Origin of the sequence: Tenacibaculum aquaeponti (genome assembly GCF_052084715.1) — a bacterium.
In the GTDB taxonomy this organism is placed as follows: Bacteria; Bacteroidota; Bacteroidia; order Flavobacteriales; family Flavobacteriaceae; genus Polaribacter.
Map to the genome: position 1 here is coordinate 1,248,499 of NZ_CP197288.1, position 20,876 is coordinate 1,269,374.

Annotated in this window: 1 protein-coding gene; it reads right to left on the reverse strand. The window is 39.8% G+C overall.

Annotation, left to right across the window (positions count from 1 at the left end; translation table 11 throughout):
• Positions 1-27: 27 nt before the first annotated feature.
• Positions 28-20,787 (reverse strand): gliding motility-associated C-terminal domain-containing protein, encoded by a 20,760-nt coding sequence (locus tag ACSIGC_RS05505; RefSeq protein WP_442267157.1) that lies wholly within the window; start codon positions 20,785-20,787, stop codon positions 28-30.
• Positions 20,788-20,876 lie beyond the last annotated feature (89 nt).

The following is a 20,876-nucleotide window of genomic DNA, read 5'->3' on the forward strand; positions in this document are numbered from 1 at the left end:
TGTATAATGATTTTCTCTTTTCATTAATTATTTACTTTTAATGTATAACCATCCTGTCATTGGTTCTGAACCATCTCCTAAATCTATCACATAGAAATAAGTTCCTGTAGGTAATTTATCATCTTCCACAACAGTTGCTCTACCATTTGATATACCTCTAAACGCTTTATCTGCATTATTATAACCTTGTATTTTGTATACAGTATTACCCCAACGATTGAATATTTCTACAGTATTATTTCTGTATCTATCATTATTAATACCTTGGATATTAAAGAAACTATTATCTGAATCTCCATTAAGTGTTAATATGTTGAATACTTCAATATCGTCGTCACTTGTATCTAAATAATCTGGTATACCATCTCCATCTGTATCAATAGCGTCTACAGGGTTACCATTAGAATCTGGATCTGGATTTTCATCGCTAGTATTTTTTCCATCACCGTCATCATCTTCGTCTAGATAATCTGGAACTCCATCTCCATCTGTATCTTGCGCATCAGTTGGGTCACCGTCTCCATCTGCATCTGGATTCTCTTCAGCAGTTAATACACCATCTCCATCATCATCTTGATCTAAATAATCTGGTGTACCATCTCCATCTGTATCCACATCCGTAGGATCACCTGTTGGGTTACCAAACTCGTCTAAATCTTCTTCTCCTGTTGCTACACCATCATTATCATCATCTGTATCTCTGAAATCAGGAATATTATCATCATCTGAATTTTGTGTATCACTTGCTCCATTATCTAGATTATCGTTAGCATCGAAACCATCATCTAAATTAGTTCCTTCAAATGCATCATCTAATCCATCTCCATCTGTATCAACTCTATCAGGATCGATATCAGCTACTCCATCTCCATCAAAGTCAAATGCTTCAACTATATCAGGAACTCCATCTCCATCTGAATCTTCATCTAGATAATCTGGAATACTATCTCCATCTGTATCCACAGGCGTTCCAATTGGAGTACCTCCGTTATCTGGATCATATGCATCATCTAATCCATCTCCATCTGTATCATTTCCTGTAGGTGGAACATAACCTTCTGTTGGTTGAACTTCTACATTATCTGGAATACCATCATCATCTGAATCTATATCTAAATGATTTGCTATTCCATCTCCATCTGTATCAAAACCTTCCTCAGGTAAATTATCGTTATTTCCAACTGTTGGATCATTATCATCATCATCTAAATACAATGGAACTCCATCTCCATCTGCATCTGTATCTGGATCAACTCCACCAGGCGTTTCATCTACATCTAAAATTCCATCATTATCGTCATCAATATCATTTGCATTAGAAATACCATCACTATCATTTTCATCAGATACTGTTATAGTAACTATGGCTGTATCACAAACTGGTGTACCAGACTCATTATTACAAACTTCATATTCAACAGTTACAGTTTGACCTGCTTCACCTGCTAATGGAGTGTACAATAAAGTACCAGTTCCTGGATCGAATATTATAGTACCTTGCGCAGTTCCATTACCTGTATTTACAATACTTGTAGTGCCTAAGTTATTTGGATCTGAATTATTAAGATAATCATCATTTCCTAAAATATCTATTAACGTAGATTCTCCTAACTCTGCTAAACTTGTATCATCTTGAGCTGTTGGATCATTTGGATTTGGATCTGTAGCGTCAGAATGACCGTCGTTATCTGAATCTGCATCTAAAGGATCTGTTGTTACTCCGTCTGGATCTAATGTAGTATCTGGATCATCAACTCCTGTTAATTCCTCTCCATTATTTAATCCATCTCCATCACAATCAAGTTCACTCCAAGCTGCATCAACTAAAGCTGTGTCTTGACTAGAACCCTGATAATCACATGGATCATTTGGATTTGTTCCATCTACTGCTTCTTGACCATCTGTAACTCCATCTCCGTCTGAATCTGAATCTTGTGGATCTGTTGTTACTCCATTCGGATCGGCTGGTGTGCTTGGGTCATCAACTCCTGTTAATTCTTCAGCATTTGTTAACCCATCATTATCACAATCTGCAGCATTCCATCCAGCTTCAATATTCGCTACTACTTGACTTGAAGCATTATAATCACATATATCATTTGGATTTGTACCGTCTATTGCTTCCTGACTATCTGTAACACCATCTCCATCTGTATCTGAATCTTGTGGATCTGTTGTTGCTCCATTTGGATCGGCTGGTGTACTTGGATCATCAACTCCTGTTACTTCCTCTTCATTATTCAACCCATCTCCATCACAATCTGCATCGTTCCATGACGCTTCAACATTTGCTAATACTTGACTAGCAGCTTCATAATCACAAACATCATTTGGATTTGTTCCATCTATTGCTTCTTGACCATCTGTAACTCCATCTCCGTCTGAATCTGAATCTTGTGGATCTGTTGTTACTCCATTCGGATCGGCTGGTGTATTTGGATCATCAACTCCTGTTAATTCTTCAGCATTTGTTAATCCATCATTATCACAATCAGCTGTATTCCATCCAGCTTCAATATTTGCTACTACTTGACTTGAAGCATTATAATCACATATGTCATTTGGATTCGTTCCATCTATTGCTTCTTGACTATCGCTAACTCCATCTCCATCTGTATCTGAATCTTGAGGATCTGTTGTTACTCCATTTGGATCGGCTGGTGTACTTGGATCATCAACTCCTGTTACTTCCTCTTCGTTATTCAATCCATCTCCATCACAATCTGCATCGTTCCATGACGCTTCAACATTTGCTAACACTTGACTAGCAGCTTCATAATCACAAACATCATTTGGATTTGTTCCATCTATTGCTTCTTGACCATCTGTAACTCCATCTCCGTCTGAATCTGAATCTTGTGGATCTGTTGTTACTCCATTTGGATTTCCTGGCGTACTTGGGTCATCAGTTCCTGTAGTTTCTTCAGCATTTGTTAAACCATCTCCATCACAATCAGAAGAACTCCAGGTAGCTTCAACATTTGCTAATACTTGGCTAGATGCATTATAATCACAAGGATCGTTTGGATTTGTTCCATCAATTGCTTCCTGACCATCTGTAACACCATCTCCATCTGTATCTGAATCAGTTGGATCTGTTGTTGCTCCATTTGGATCTGCTGGTGTACTTGGATCATCATTTCCTGTAGTTTCTTCACCATTTGTTAAACCATCTCCATCACAATCAGCAGTATTCCATGTTGCACCAACATTAGCAATTACCTGATTTGTTGCATTATAATCACAAGGATCGTTTGGATTTGTTCCATCTATTGCTTCCTGACCATCTGTAACTCCATCATCATCAGAATCTGAATCATTTGGATCTGTTGTTACCCCATTTGGATTTCCTGGTGTACTTGGGTCATCAACTCCTGTTGTTTCTTCAGCATTTGTTAACCCATCATTATCACAATCAGCAGTATTCCAAGAAGCTTCAACATTCGCTAATACTTGACTAGAAGTATTATAGTCGCAAGGATCATTTGGATTTGTTCCATCTATAGCCTCCTGCCCATCGGTAACTCCATCTCCATCTGTATCTGAATCAGTTGGATCTGTTGTTGCTCCATTTGGATCAGCTGGTGTACTTGGATCATCATTTCCTGTAGTTTCTTCACCATTTGTTAAACCATCTCCATCACAATCGGCAGTATTCCATGTTGCGCCAACATTAGCAATTACCTGATTTGTTGCATTATAATCACAAGGATCGTTTGGATTTGTTCCATCTATTGCTTCCTGACCATCTGTAACTCCATCATCATCAGAATCTGAATCATTTGGATCTGTTGTTTGTCCATTTGGATCAGCTGGTGTACTTGGATCATCAACTCCTGTTGTCTCTTCAGCATTTGTTAATCCATCATTATCACAATCAGCAGTATTCCAAGAAGCTTCAACATTCGCTAATACTTGACTAGAAGTATTATAGTCGCAAGGATCATTTGGATTTGTTCCATCTATAGCCTCCTGCCCATCGGTAACTCCATCTCCATCTGTATCTGAATCTTGTGGATCTGTTGTTTCTCCATTTGGATCAGCTGGTGTACTTGGATCATCTACCCCTGTAACTTCCTCTTCATTATTTAGTCCATCTCCATCACAATCTGAATCATTCCAAGTTGCATCAACATTTGTTAAGACTTGACTAGATGCCTCATAATCACAAACATCATTTGGATTTGTTCCATCAATTGCTTCTTGACCATCTGTAACTCCATCTCCATCTGTATCTGAATCTTGTGGATCTGTTGTTTGTCCATTTGGATCAGCTGGTGTACTTGGATCATCAATTCCAGTTGTCTCTTCAGCGTTAGTTAATCCATCATTATCACAATCGGCTGTATTCCATGTAGCTTCTACATTTGCTATTACCTGACTAGATGCATTATAATCACAAGGATCATTTGGATTTGTTCCATCAATTGCCTCCTGTCCATCGGTAACTCCATCTCCATCCGTATCTGGATCATTTGGATCTGAAATTCCTCCATTTGGATCAGCTGGCGTAGTTGGATCATCTATTCCTGTAGTCTCTTCAGCATTAGTTAATCCATCACTATCACAATCGGCAGTATTCCAAGAAGTACCAACATTTGCTATAACTTGATTTGTTGGATTATAACTACAAGCATCATTTGGATTTGTGCTATCGATAACTTCTTGTCCATTAGTCACTCCATCCTCATCACAATCTGCGGCATTCCAAGCCGATGTTACATTCGCTATCACCTGACTAGCTGCATTATAACTACAAACATCGTTAGGATCTGTCATATCTGTAACTTCTTGTCCGTTCGTAACACCATCGCCATCACAATCTGCAGCATTCCATGCTCCTGTAACACTTGCTATTACTTGGCTTGCTACATTATATGAACAAGGATCTACTGGATCTGTTCCATCTGAAATCTCTTGGCCATTGTTAACTCCATCACCATCACAATCTAATACTGACCATGTTGCATAAGCTGGGTCTGTTACTATAGGTGCTGTTGTATAACTACAAGGATCAGCACAATCTGTTCCATTTATTTTTTCTTCACCATTAGTTTCTCCATCTCCATCACAATCTGCTGCTGCCCAAACTGCATAATTTGGATCTGTTGACACAGGTATTGTTACTGTAGTTACGCTACATGGGTTTAATGGATCAGTTGAATTTCCTAATTCTACTCCATTCGTTTCTCCATCTCCATCACAATCTAATCCATTCCAAGTTGCCGTTACATTTGCTATTACTTGATTTGCAACATCATATTCACATGGATTAGTCGGATCTGTTCCATCTGTAACTTCTTGCCCATTAGTTACACCATCTCCATCACAGTCTGCAGCTAAATAAGCTCCGCTTTGAGTTAATGTTACTGCTGAAGGATTAAACGAACAAGGATCATTTGGATCAGTTCCACTTGGCCCTGCAATTCCATCTCCATTTGGATCTAATTCAACTCCATTAATTACTCCATCTCCGTCACAATCTGCTGTATACCAATTAGAAGTTGTATCATTTAAGTTAACTGAATTTACATTTCCTCCTGAACAAGGATCTAATGGATCAGTTGAATTTCCTAATTCTACTCCATTTGTCTCTCCATCACCATCACAATCTAATGCACTCCAAGCACCTGATACTGAACCTGCAACTTGATTAGCTACATTATAAGTACATCCATCGTTAGGATCTGTTCCATCAATTACTTCTTGTCCATTAGTTACTCCGTCTCCATCACAGTCTAATGCATTCCATGACGCTGAAACATTAGCTATGACTTGGTTAGATATATTATAAGAACAAGCATCATTCGGATCAGTTCCATCAGTAATTTCTTGTGTATCTAACACTCCATCACCATCATCATCTGTGTCACAAGCTGTAGAAATACCATCTCCATCTGTATCTGGACCTGCTGTTGTTACATCTGAATTTGTTCCTGTACTATAATCTGCAGCGGTTACGGTTCCATCTGAATTTACTTCACCCGCACCTAAAGTTAATGGATCTCCTGTGCCATATTGAGCACCATCTCCACCATCAGCATTTGAATTAGCGAATGCTTCGTTAGCATCATTACAGCCATCTCCATCACTATCAGTATCTAAGAAATCTGGACTGTTTGGATCAGTGCCACTATCACTATCTGTTGGGCTAGCAACTCCTGTACCTGCTGAATTTGGAATACCATTATTGTTTGTTGTATCTGCATCAGTATCATCTGCAGTTCCATCTCCGTCTGCATCTGTTCCGCCTGTTTCTACAACATCATAAATACCATCATTATCACTATCTAAGTCTAAGTGGTTGGCAATACCGTCTCCATCGGCATCGTAGTTGTCATTTACTCCATCTGAGTTTGCATCTACAAAACCTGCTAAGTCTGCATCTAAATAGTTTGGAACCCCATCATTATCGGCATCCGCACTTGGGTCTGGTTGACCATTAGCTTCTGCGGTATCTAAAATTCCATCGTTATCATCATCTAAATCTTGTGCATCAACTACACCATCTCCGTCACTATCGGTTCCTGTAACGGTAATTGTTAAAGTAGCTGTTTGACAAATCGGTGCGTTTACCCCATCATCACTACAAACTTCGTAGATAATCGTAACATCTGTTCCTGCTTCTGATGAAGTCGGAGTATAGGTTATATCTCCTGTGTTTGGATCAATAGTTACTGTACCTGAAGCTGTTCCACCACTTTGAGTTAAAGTAGTCGTAGTTCCTGCTAGTTTTGCTGGATCTGTATCACCTACATAATCATCATTGGCTAAAACATTAGTCGTGACTGGTGTACCTGAAGCTACTGTAGCTGTATCATCTGAAGCTGTTGCTCCATTTGGGGTTGGATCTGTAGTATCTGGATTTCCATCGCCATCATCATCTAAATCACAAACCGCAGCAATACCATCTCCATCTGAATCTGGACCTGCTGTTGTTACATCTGAATTACTTCCTGTGCTATAATCCGCAGCGGTTACTGTACCATCGGCATCAACTCCTGAACCTAAAGTAAGCGTTCCGCTTCCGTATGTTCCATTGTCGTCTGCATCTGCCGTAGCATCTGCGAAAGCCTCATCTGCATCATTACAGCCATCTCCATCACTATCAGTATCTAAGAAATCTGGACTGTTTGGATCAGTGCCACTATCACTATCTGTTGGGCTAGCAACTCCTGTACCTGCTGTACTTGGAATACCATTATTGTTTGTTGCATCTCCATCAGTATCATCTGCAGTTCCATTTCCGTCTGCATCTGTTCCGCCTGTTTCTACAACATCATAAATACCATCATTATCACTATCTAAGTCTAAGTGGTTTGCAATACCATCTCCATCGGCATCGTAGTTGTCATTTACTCCATCTGAGTTTGCATCTACAAAACCAGCTAAGTCTGCATCTAAATAGTTTGGAACCCCATCATTATCGGCATCCGCACTTGGGTCTGGTTGACCATTAGCTTCTGCGGTATCTAAAATTCCATCGTTATCATCATCTAAATCTTGTGCATCAACTACACCATCTCCGTCACTATCGGTTCCTGTAACGGTAATTGTTAAAGTAGCTGTTTGACAAATCGGTGCGTTTACACCATCATCACTACAAACTTCGTAGATGATCGTAACATCTGTTCCTGCTTCTGATGAAGTCGGAGTATAGGTTATATCTCCTGTGTTTGGATCAATAGTTACTGTACCTGAGGCTGTTCCACCACTTTGAGTTAAAGTAGTCGTAGTTCCTGCTAGTTTTGCTGGATCTGTATCACCTACATAATCATCATTAGCTAAAACATTAGTCGTGACTGGTGTACCTGAAGCTACTGTAGCTGTATCATCTGAAACTGTTGCTCCATTTGGGGTTGGATCTGTAGTATCTGGATTTCCATCGCCATCATCATCTAAATCACAAACCGCAGCAATACCATCTCCATCTGAATCTGGACCTGCTGTTGTTACATCTGAATTACTTCCTGTGCTATAATCCGCAGCGGTTACTGTACCATCGGCATCAACTCCTGATCCTAAAGTAAGCGTTCCGCTTCCGTATGTTCCATTGTCGTCTGCATCTGCTGTAGCATCTGCGAAAGCCTCATCTGCATCATTACAGCCATCTCCATCACTATCAGTATCTAAGAAATCTGGACTGTTTGGATCAGTACCACTATCACTATCTGTTGGGCTAGCAACTCCTGTACCTGCTGTACTTGGAATACCATTATTGTTTGTTGTATCTCCATCAGTATCATCTGCAGTTCCATTTCCGTCTGCATCTGTTCCGCCTGTTTCTACAACATCATAAATACCATCATTATCACTATCTAAGTCTAAGTGGTTTGCAATACCGTCTCCATCGGCATCGTAGTTGTCATTTACTCCATCTGAGTTTGCATCTACAAAACCTGCTAAGTCTGCATCTAAATAGTTTGGAACACCATCATTATCGGCATCCGCACTTGGGTCTGGTTGACCATTAGCTTCTGCGGTATCTAAAATTCCATCGTTATCATCATCTAAATCTTGTGCATCAACTACACCATCTCCGTCACTATCGGTTCCTGTAACGGTAATTGTTAAAGTAGCTGTTTGACAAATCGGTGCGTTTACACCATCATCACTACAAACTTCGTAGATGATCGTAACATCTGTTCCTGCTTCTGATGAAGTCGGAGTATAGGTTATATCTCCTGTGTTTGGATCAATAGTTACTGTACCTGAGGCTGTTCCACCACTTTGAGTTAAAGTAGTCGTAGTTCCTGCTAGTTTTGCTGGATCTGTATCACCTACATAATCATCATTAGCTAAAACATTAGTCGTGACTGGTGTACCTGAAGCTACTGTAGCTGTATCATCTGAAACTGTTGCTCCATTTGGGGTTGGATCTGTAGTATCTGGATTTCCATCGCCATCATCATCTAAATCACAAACCGCAGCAATACCATCTCCATCTGAATCTGGACCTGCTGTTGTTACATCTGAATTACTTCCTGTGCTATAATCCGCAGCAGTTACTGTACCATCGGCATCAACTCCTGAACCTAAAGTAAGCGTTCCGCTTCCGTATGTTCCATTGTCGTCTGCATCTGCTGTAGCAACTCCGAAAGCCTCATCTGCATCATTACAGCCATCTCCATCACTATCAGTATCTAAGAAATCTGGACTGTTTGGATCAGTGCCACTATCACTATCTGTTGGGCTAGCAACTCCTGTACCTGCTGTACTTGGAATACCATTATTGTTTGTTGTATCTCCATCAGTATCATCTGCAGTTCCATTTCCGTCTGCATCTGTTCCGCCTGTTTCTACAACATCATAAATACCATCATTATCACTATCTAAGTCTAAGTGGTTGGCAATACCGTCTCCATCAGCATCGTAGTTGTCATTTACTCCATCTGAGTTTGCATCTACAAAACCTGCTAAGTCTGCATCTAAATAGTTTGGAACCCCATCATTATCAGCATCCGCACTTGGGTCTGGTTGACCATTAGCTTCTGCTGTATCTAAAATTCCATCGTTATCATCATCTAAATCTTGTGCATCAACTACACCATCTCCGTCACTATCGGTTCCTGTAACGGTAATTGTTAAAGTAGCTGTTTGACAAATCGGTGCGTTTACTCCATCATCACTACAAACTTCGTAAATAATCGTAACATCTGTTCCTGCTTCTGATGAAGTCGGAGTATAGGTTATATCTCCTGTATTTGGATCAATAGTTACTGTACCTGACGCTGTTCCACCACTTTGAGTTAAAGTAGTCGTAGTTCCTGCTAGTTTTGCTGGATCTGTATCGCCTACATAATCATCATTAGCTAAAACATTAGTCGTGACTGGTGTACCTGAAGCTACTGTAGCTGTATCATCTGAAACTGTAGTAGTTGTTGGATTTGGATCTGTAGTATCTGGATTTCCATCGCCATCATCATCTAAATCACAAACCGCAGTAATACCATCTCCATCTGAATCTGGACCTGCTGTTGTTACATCTGAATTACTTCCTGTGCTATAATCCGCAGCAGTTACTGTACCATCGGCATCAACTCCTGAACCTAAAGTAAGCGTTCCGCTTCCGTATGTTCCATTGTCGTCTGCATCTGCTGTAGCAACTCCGAAAGCCTCATCTGCATCATTACAGCCATCTCCATCACTATCAGTATCTAAGAAATCTGGACTGTTTGGATCAGTGCCACTATCACTATCTGTTGGGCTAGCAACTCCTGTACCTGCTGTACTTGGAATACCATTATTGTTTGTTGTATCTCCATCAGTATCATCTGCAGTTCCATTTCCGTCTGCATCTGTTCCGCCTGTTTCTACAACATCATAAATACCATCATTATCACTATCTAAATCTAAGTGGTTGGCAATACCGTCTCCATCGGCATCGTAGTTGTCATTTACTCCATCTGAGTTTGCATCTACAAAACCTGCTAAGTCTGCATCTAAATAATTTGGAACCCCATCATTATCGGCATCCGCACTTGGGTCTGGTTGACCATTAGCTTCTGCTGTATCTAAAATTCCATCGTTATCATCATCTAAATCTTGTGCATCAACTACGCCATCTCCGTCACTATCAGTTCCTGTAACGGTAATTGTTAAAGTAGCTGTTTGACAAATCGGTGCGTTTACCCCATCATCACTACAAACTTCGTAGATAATCGTAACATCTGTTCCTGCTTCTGATGAAGTCGGAGTATAGGTTATATCTCCTGTGTTTGGATCAATAGTTACTGTACCTGACGCTGTTCCACCACTTTGAGTTAAAGTAGTTGTAGTTCCTGCTAGTTTTGCTGGATCTGTATCACCTACATAATCATCATTAGCTAAAACATTAGTCGTGACTGGTGTACCTGAAGCTACTGTAGCTGTATCATCTGAAACTGTAGTAGTTGTTGGATTTGGATCTGTAGTATCTGGATTTCCATCGCCATCATCATCTAAATCACAAACCGCAGCAATACCATCTCCATCTGAATCTGGACCTGCTGTTGTTACATCTGAATTACTTCCTGTGCTATAATCCGCAGCAGTTACTGTACCATCGGCATCAACTCCTGAACCTAAAGTAAGCGTTCCGCTTCCGTATGTTCCATTGTCGTCTGCATCTGCTGTAGCAACTCCGAAAGCCTCATCTGCATCATTACAGCCATCTCCATCACTATCAGTATCTAAGAAATCTGGACTGTTTGGATCAGTGCCACTATCACTATCTGTTGGGCTAGCAACTCCTGTACCTGCTGTACTTGGAATACCATTATTGTTTGTTGTATCTCCATCAGTATCATCTGCAGTTCCATTTCCGTCTGCATCTGTTCCGCCTGTTTCTACAACATCATAAATACCATCATTATCACTATCTAAATCTAAGTGGTTTGCAATACCATCTCCATCAGCATCGTAGTTGTCATTTACTCCATCTGAATTTGCATCTACAAAACCTGCTAAGTCTGCATCTAAATAGTTTGGAACCCCATCATTATCGGCATCCGCACTTGGGTCTGGTTGACCATTAGCTTCTGCGGTATCTAAAATTCCATCGTTATCATCATCTAAATCTTGTGCATCAACTACACCATCTCCGTCACTATCGGTTCCTGTAACGGTAATTGTTAAAGTAGCTGTTTGACAAATCGGTGCGTTTACCCCATCATCACTACAAACTTCGTAGATAATCGTAACATCTGTTCCTGCTTCTGATGAAGTCGGAGTATAGGTTATATCTCCTGTATTTGGATCAATAGTTACTGTACCTGACGCTGTTCCACCACTTTGAGTTAAAGTAGTCGTAGTTCCTGCTAGTTTTGCTGGATCTGTATCGCCTACATAATCATCATTAGCTAAAACATTAGTCGTGACTGGTGTACCTGAAGCTACTGTAGCTGTATCATCTGAAACTGTAGTAGTTGTTGGATTTGGATCTGTAGTATCTGGATTTCCATCGCCATCATCATCTAAATCACAAACCGCAGCAATACCATCTCCATCTGAATCTGGACCTGCTGTTGTTACATCTGAATTACTTCCTGTGCTATAATCCGCAGCGGTTACTGTACCATTTGAATTTATTGTTCCACCTGAAACTGTTAAAGTTCCGCTTCCGTATGTTCCATTGTCGTCTGCATCTGCTGTAGCAACTCCGAAAGCCTCATCTGCATCATTACAGCCATCTCCATCACTATCAGTATCTAAGAAATCTGGACTGTTTGGATCAGTGCCACTATCACTATCTGTTGGGCTAGCAACTCCTGTACCTGCTGAATTTGGAATACCATTATTGTTTGTTGTATCTCCATCAGTATCATCTGCAGTTCCATTTCCATCTGCATCTGTTCCGCCTGTTTCTACAACATCATAAATACCATCATTATCACTATCTAAGTCTAAGTGGTTGGCAATACCGTCTCCATCAGCATCGTAGTTGTCATTTACTCCATCTGAGTTTGCATCTACAAAACCTGCTAAGTCTGCATCTAAATAGTTTGGAACCCCATCATTATCGGCATCCGCACTTGGGTCTGGTTGACCATTAGCTTCTGCGGTATCTAAAATTCCATCGTTATCATCATCTAAATCTTGTGCATCAACTACACCATCACCATCACTATCGGTTCCTGTAACGGTAATTGTTAAAGTAGCTGTTTGACAAATCGGTGCGTTTACCCCATCATCACTACAAACTTCGTAGATGATCGTAACATCTGTTCCTGCTTCTGATGAAGTCGGAGTATAGGTTATATCTCCTGTATTTGGATCAATAGTTACTGTACCTGAAGCTGTTCCACCACTTTGAGTTAAAGTAGTCGTAGTTCCTGCTAGTTTTGCTGGATCTGTATCACCTACATAATCATCATTGGCTAAAACATTAGTCGTGACTGGTGTACCTGAAGCTACTATAGCTGTATCATCTGAAACTGTAGTAGTTGTTGGATTTGGATCTGTAGTATCTGGATTTCCATCGCCATCATCATCTAAATCACAAACCGCAGCAATACCATCTCCATCTGAATCTGGACCTGCTGTTGTTACATCTGAATTACTTCCTGTGCTATAATCCGCAGCAGTTACTGTACCATCGGCATCAACTCCTGAACCTAAAGTAAGCGTTCCGCTTCCGTATGTTCCATTGTCGTCTGCATCTGCTGTAGCAACTCCGAAAGCCTCATCTGCATCATTACAGCCATCTCCATCACTATCAGTATCTAAGAAATCTGGACTGTTTGGATCAGTGCCACTATCACTATCTGTTGGGCTAGCAACTCCTGTACCTGCTGTACTTGGAATACCATTATTGTTTGTTGTATCTCCATCAGTATCATCTGCAGTTCCATTTCCGTCTGCATCTGTTCCGCCTGTTTCTACAACATCATAAATACCATCATTATCACTATCTAAATCTAAGTGGTTTGCAATACCATCTCCATCAGCATCGTAGTTGTCATTTACTCCATCTGAATTTGCATCTACAAAACCTGCTAAGTCTGCATCTAAATAGTTTGGAACCCCATCATTATCGGCATCCGCACTTGGGTCTGGTTGACCATTAGCTTCTGCGGTATCTAAAATTCCATCGTTATCATCATCTAAATCTTGTGCATCAACTACACCATCTCCGTCACTATCGGTTCCTGTAACGGTAATTGTTAAAGTAGCTGTTTGACAAATCGGTGCGTTTACTCCATCATCACTACAAACTTCGTAGATAATCGTAACATCTGTTCCTGCTTCTGATGAAGTCGGAGTATAGGTTATATCTCCTGTGTTTGGATCAATAGTTACTGTACCTGAAGCTGTTCCACCACTTTGAGTTAAAGTAGTCGTAGTTCCTGCTAGTTTTGCTGGATCTGTATCACCTACATAATCATCATTAGCTAAAACATTAGTCGTGACTGGTGTACCTGAAGCTACTGTAGCTGTATCATCTGAAACTGTAGTAGTTGTTGGATTTGGATCTGTAGTATCTGGATTTCCATCGCCATCATCATCTAAATCACAAACCGCAGCAATACCATCTCCATCTGAATCTGGACCTGCTGTTGTTACATCTGAATTACTTCCTGTGCTATAATCCGCAGCAGTTACTGTACCATCGGCATCAACTCCTGAACCTAAAGTAAGCGTTCCGCTTCCGTATGTTCCATTGTCGTCTGCATCTGCCGTAGCAACTCCGAAAGCCTCATCTGCATCATTACAGCCATCTCCATCACTATCAGTATCTAAGAAATCTGGACTGTTTGGATCAGTGCCACTATCACTATCTGTTGGGCTAGCAACTCCTGTACCTGCTGTACTTGGAATACCATTATTGTTTGTTGTATCTCCATCAGTATCATCTGCAGTTCCATTTCCGTCTGCATCTGTTCCGCCTGTTTCTACAACATCATAAATACCATCATTATCACTATCTAAGTCTAAGTGGTTGGCAATACCGTCTCCATCGGCATCGTAGTTGTCATTTACTCCATCTGAGTTTGCATCTACAAAACCAGCTAAGTCTGCATCTAAATAGTTTGGAACCCCATCATTATCGGCATCCGCACTTGGGTCTGGTTGACCATTAGCTTCTGCGGTATCTAAAATTCCATCGTTATCATCATCTAAATCTTGTGCATCAACTACACCATCACCATCACTATCGGTTCCTGTAACGGTAATTGTTAAAGTAGCTGTTTGACAAATCGGTGCGTTTACCCCATCATCACTACAAACTTCGTAGATGATCGTAACATCTGTTCCTGCTTCTGATGAAGTCGGAGTATAGGTTATATCTCCTGTGTTTGGATCAATAGTTACTGTACCTGACGCTGTTCCACCACTTTGAGTTAAAGTAGTCGTAGTTCCTGCTAGTTTTGCTGGATCTGTATCACCTACATAATCATCATTAGCTAAAACATTAGTCGTGACTGGTGTACCTGAAGCTACTGTAGCTGTATCATCTGAAACTGTAGTAGCTGTTGGATTTGGATCTGTAGTATCTGGATTTCCATCGCCATCATCATCTAAATCACAAACCGCAGCAATACCATCTCCATCTGAATCTGGACCTGCTGTTGTTACATCTGAATTACTTCCTGTACTATAATCTGCAGCAGTTACTGTACCATCGGCATCAACTCCTGATCCTAAAGTAAGCGTTCCGCTTCCGTATGTTCCATTGTCATCTGCATCTGCTGTAGCAACTCCGAAAGCCTCATCTGCATCATTACAGCCATCTCCATCACTATCAGTATCTAAGAAATCTGGACTGTTTGGATCAGTGCCACTATCACTATCTGTTGGGCTAGCAACTCCTGTACCTGCTGTACTTGGAATACCATTATTGTTTGTTGTATCTCCATCAGTATCATCTGCAGTTCCATTTCCGTCTGCATCTGTTCCGCCTGTTTCTACAACATCATAAATACCATCATTATCACTATCTAAGTCTAAGTGGTTGGCAATACCGTCTCCATCGGCATCGTAGTTGTCATTTACTCCATCTGAGTTTGCATCTACAAAACCTGCTAAGTCTGCATCTAAATAGTTTGGAACCCCATCATTATCAGCATCCGCACTTGGGTCTGGTTGACCATTAGCTTCTGCGGTATCTAAAATTCCATCGTTATCATCATCTAAATCTTGTGCATCAACTACACCATCTCCGTCACTATCGGTTCCTGTAACGGTAATTGTTAAAGTAGCTGTTTGACAAATCGGTGCGTTTACCCCATCATCACTACAAACTTCGTAGATAATCGTAACATCTGTTCCTGCTTCTGATGAAGTCGGAGTATAGGTTATATCTCCTGTATTTGGATCAATAGTTACTGTACCTGACGCTGTTCCACCACTTTGAGTTAAAGTAGTCGTAGTTCCTGCTAGTTTTGCTGGATCTGTATCGCCTACATAATCATCATTAGCTAAAACATTAGTCGTGACTGGTGTACCTGAAGCTACTGTAGCTGTATCATCTGAAACTGTAGTAGTTGTTGGATTTGGATCTGTAGTATCTGGATTTCCATCGCCATCATCATCTAAATCACAAACCGCAGCAATACCATCTCCATCTGAATCTGGACCTGCTGTTGTTACATCTGAATTACTTCCTGTACTATAATCTGCAGCAGTTACTGTACCATCGGCATCAACTCCTGATCCTAAAGTAAGCGTTCCGCTTCCGTATGTTCCATTGTCATCTGCATCTGCTGTAGCAACTCCGAAAGCCTCATCTGCATCATTACAGCCATCTCCATCACTATCAGTATCTAAGAAATCTGGACTGTTTGGATCAGTGCCACTATCACTATCTGTTGGGCTAGCAACTCCTGTACCTGCTGTACTTGGAATACCATTATTGTTTGTTGTATCTCCATCAGTATCATCTGCAGTTCCATTTCCGTCTGCATCTGTTCCGCCTGTTTCTACAACATCATAAATACCATCATTATCACTATCTAAGTCTAAGTGGTTGGCAATACCGTCTCCATCAGCATCGTAGTTGTCATTTACTCCATCTGAGTTTGCATCTACAAAACCTGCTAAGTCTGCATCTAAATAGTTTGGAACCCCATCATTATCAGCATCCGCACTTGGGTCTGGTTGACCATTAGCTTCTGCTGTATCTAAAATTCCATCGTTATCATCATCTAAATCTTGTGCATCAACTACACCATCTCCGTCACTATCGGTTCCTGTAACGGTAATTGTTAAAGTAGCTGTTTGACAAATCGGTGCGTTTACCCCATCATCACTACAAACTTCGTAGATAATCGTAACATCTGTTCCTGCTTCTGATGAAGTCGGAGTATAGGTTATATCTCCTGTATTTGGATCAATAGTTACTGTACCTGACGCTGTTCCACCACTTTGAGTTAAAGTAGTCGTAGTTCCTGCTAGTTTTGCTGGATCTGTATCACCTACATAATCATCATTAGCTAAAACATTAGTCGTGACTGGTGTACCTGAAGCTACTGTAGCTGTATCATCTGAAACTGTAGTAGTTGTTGGATTTGGATCTGTAGTATCTGGATTTCCATCGCCATCATCATCTAAATCACAAGTATTAGCTAAACCATCCCCATCTATATTAGGTAGTGGTACTCCTGCAGACCCTTCTAAATAATCTGCAGTACTATTAGTATCTGTATCTGCTGCTGTGTTTGGATACGATGCTGCAATTACAGTACCATTTGCATTAGACGGTGCAGGGTCTGTTACACCATTTCCATATTGTCCTCCACCTCCATCAGCATTAGCATCATTATAATATTCATTAGAATCTGAACACCCATCATCATCGGAATCCAAATCATAAGGATTTCCTCCATCTGGACTTCCATCAGTATTTGGAACTGTTAAACCTGTGCCTGCTGATGATGGAATACCAGTTGTAGTGTTTGCAACACCATCTGCTAAACCATCATTATTTGCATCAGTCCCATTAGCTTCAACTACATCATAAATACCATCGTTATCCGAATCTAAATCTAAATGATTCGCTATACTATCATTATCTGTATCATAATTATCATTAACTCCATCTGAATTTGCATCTACAAAACCTGCCAAATCTGCGTCTAAATAATTTTGTATTCCATCACTATCAGCATCAGCACTTGGATCTGGTTGACCATTGGCTTCATCAACATCTAAAATACCATCATTATCATCATCTTGATCACAAAAATCAGGTACTCCATCTGAATCTACATCAGCATTATCATCTCCTCCTGGACAAATATCTAAAGAATCTGTAACACCGTCTCCATCTGTATCCGGTAAACCTGCTATTTCTACGGTTAATGTAGCTATAGATGTATTACAATTAATTATCTTATAATCAAAAATATATGTTCCATTACTTAATCCAGTTGTATCTAAGGTTCCATCACCTTGATCGAAATTTGTTCCTGGTGCATCTGAACCTGTATTTAAGCTCCAAGTCCCTCCTGAATCTGGAGTTCCTCCTAAATTTGTAAACAAATTAATTATTCCATCTGCACTTGTAGCGGATATTGTATTATTTGTTCCTGCATTTGGAGCAGCTTGTACTTGAACTGTAACAGAAGTTACAGCATCTACAGTACAAGGAACAATTGCAGTTTCTGTAAAATCAAATGTATAAACACCTCCTGTAGTAGGGTTATAGGTTCCAGCTCCCGCATTAAAATCTGCTCCAGGGTTATCTGTTGAAGCTCCTGATACAGACCATGTTCCTGATCCTGCTCCTGAAATAAGTGTATTTAAATCTATTATTGCATCACCTGCACATGCATACTCATCTGTTGCTGTTCCTGCAACTGGTGCATCAGTTACAGTTATTTGCATAATATCTTCTGTAGAACAACCTAAACCGTTATCCATTTGAATTCTATACCATGTAGTTACTGTTGGTGAAACTGTTGGTGAAGTAGATACATTTTCAAATGGACCACTCCAAGGACCTGTTGGTCCCACAGTACTAAAAGACCATTCATATCCACCTATACTTTTTACTCCAACACCAACATTTGGATTGATAGTAATAGAATTATCTGTTTGTACAGTAGGAGCATCAAAAGGCACTTCATATATAGAAGCTGTACCCGGTGTACAAGAATTATCGTTTATTGCGACACTAATACTACCACTAGTATAAGTTCTTATATCTCCAGCACCATCATTAAAAACAATTGTTGCTCCTGTTAATGTACCAAAATCTTGATCTTCACAATCATATATTTGAACTTTCCACCCTCCTTGACCTGCATCTTCACCAATAAGTGGAGTAACATCTATATTTACTGGACCAACCAATGCTGGTGCATAATCTGTATAATATTGGTTGTAAGTTCCAGTTAAAGGAGTAGCAGCCGTACAAAGATTGAAAGGAGAAGCTCCTCCTGAAAAATCATTTGTAAACGTTAAAGTAGATACATTATCTCCGCTATTACAGGCATTTCCTGGTTCATTTAAAGCTAAAGGTATACTAGTTGCTCCATCGGGTGAAACTAAATAAAAAGCTAAATCTGAAACATAAGTATGTGTTGCATCAAATGTTACAGAAAATATTGTACTTCCATCAATTTTAAAAGGTCTTTTTACTGGATCATAGTATGTAAATGTTGGATTAAGAACTGTACCAGTACCATTAATCATAATACTATCTCCGTTACAAATAGCTAAATCTCCACCTGCACTAGCATCTAAACTAGAATTCCAAACCCATGCCCTTCCTTCTGTTTTTGTACCAGCATCATCTCTTACTACTAAATATCCTCCATCTGGAAGATTTGTTTGAGTTGGTGTAGAATTTAATGCGTAATCGTCGTAAGAATTTGTTGTAGCATTATACACATACCAGTCATAAGTTGCTCCAACAGCTGTATCACAAGATAACACACCTGCATTACCCGGGCTATCAAATATAAAAATTGGATCATCGGATCCTGCTGAATTTGTAGCATCTGTATATTCTGTCATTACAAAAGCACAGGAAGTTGAAGAAGACATTTCCAATTCATTTCCATCTAAAACAATTAGTACAACAGTTGTAAAAGCATTGTTACAAGGTGCAGTTCCAGCAACCTCATACCTAAATGTATATGACCCAACATTAATTGAAGGAGAAGTTATATCTACAACACTTCCTGTTAAAGCTCCAGTGGCATCTACATCTACCCATGTACCTCCAGCGTCCTGTGAACCATCTAATGCAGTTGCTAAATCAGCTGAAGTATCTGTACTAAACACTACCAAAGGCCCTGTTGAATTACCCGAATTAGAAGCTTGCGTTAAAGTTATAGTTGCAGTTGCAACAATTGAAGAATTCCCATAAGGATCATACATTACAACTTCTACTATTCTTGGTGTAGCTGTTTCTGGTGATGCTGCAGTATTTCTATAGTATAATTCGTCTATAATTTCATCATAATCATCGAAATCATTTGAACTAGGATTGTTATTAAGAGCAATTATTGAATTTGTTCCATTTCCTGATATTACAATATCAGGTTTAGTTATAACTACAGACAACTCTTCTTCTCCTACATTTTGTTCATTTAACAAGTTAAATTCAACTCTCTGAATTCCATGAGGAGCATTTATTAACAAATCTGTTCCGTCTAATGGTTCAGAACCTGAAGTACAAGATGTTGCATTAATATTTATACCTCCAGCTCCTGTAGAGTTATCATTATCTAATCTTACAAATGGTTTAGGAGCCAAACTTACTGTGAATGGTTCACCTGAAGCTGCTTCAGCACCATCGGTCACATAATATTCTATAGAAAAAGTAGTTATAGGAATATTACTTTCTACTGTCCAATATGTACCTGGAGTTACCAACGCATTGGAAGAACCTATATGTACCTCTCCCGTATTATTGTTATTAATAAAATGACCAGCCTGACCATTAATCAGTTTTCCTGTAAATAAAACACCTGCATCTGGACTAGAAACTTTAATGTTTTCTGTACCAACCAACTGACTATGCTCTTGAGAACTTAAAATAAGATGAACAGGTTCACTAAAGGTAAATGTATATGTATTACCTGATACTCCTACTCTAGCTCTTGTATTATTGAAACTATTTGTTAAAATATTTGCTGGTGGAAATGTTACTGCATTTGCTCCCCCTCCTACAGTAGCCGATCCTGTTAATGCAATATTTGCATTAACAACAGAAGTACCATCTCCTACTGAAGACAAGACATTTGTAGGATAACCAGTTGTAGGCAAAGACGAAATCCCTCCCCAATTGGTTACTACTTGAGCATTTACACTATAAGATGTAATTAATAAGAATAATGAAACACATAGATATTTCAAACTGTTATTAAGTAAAAAAGGGGTGAATTCTTTTTTCTTTACAACTCTATTTAACAAATTATAAAAGTAATTTAAAACTTGAGCAAAAC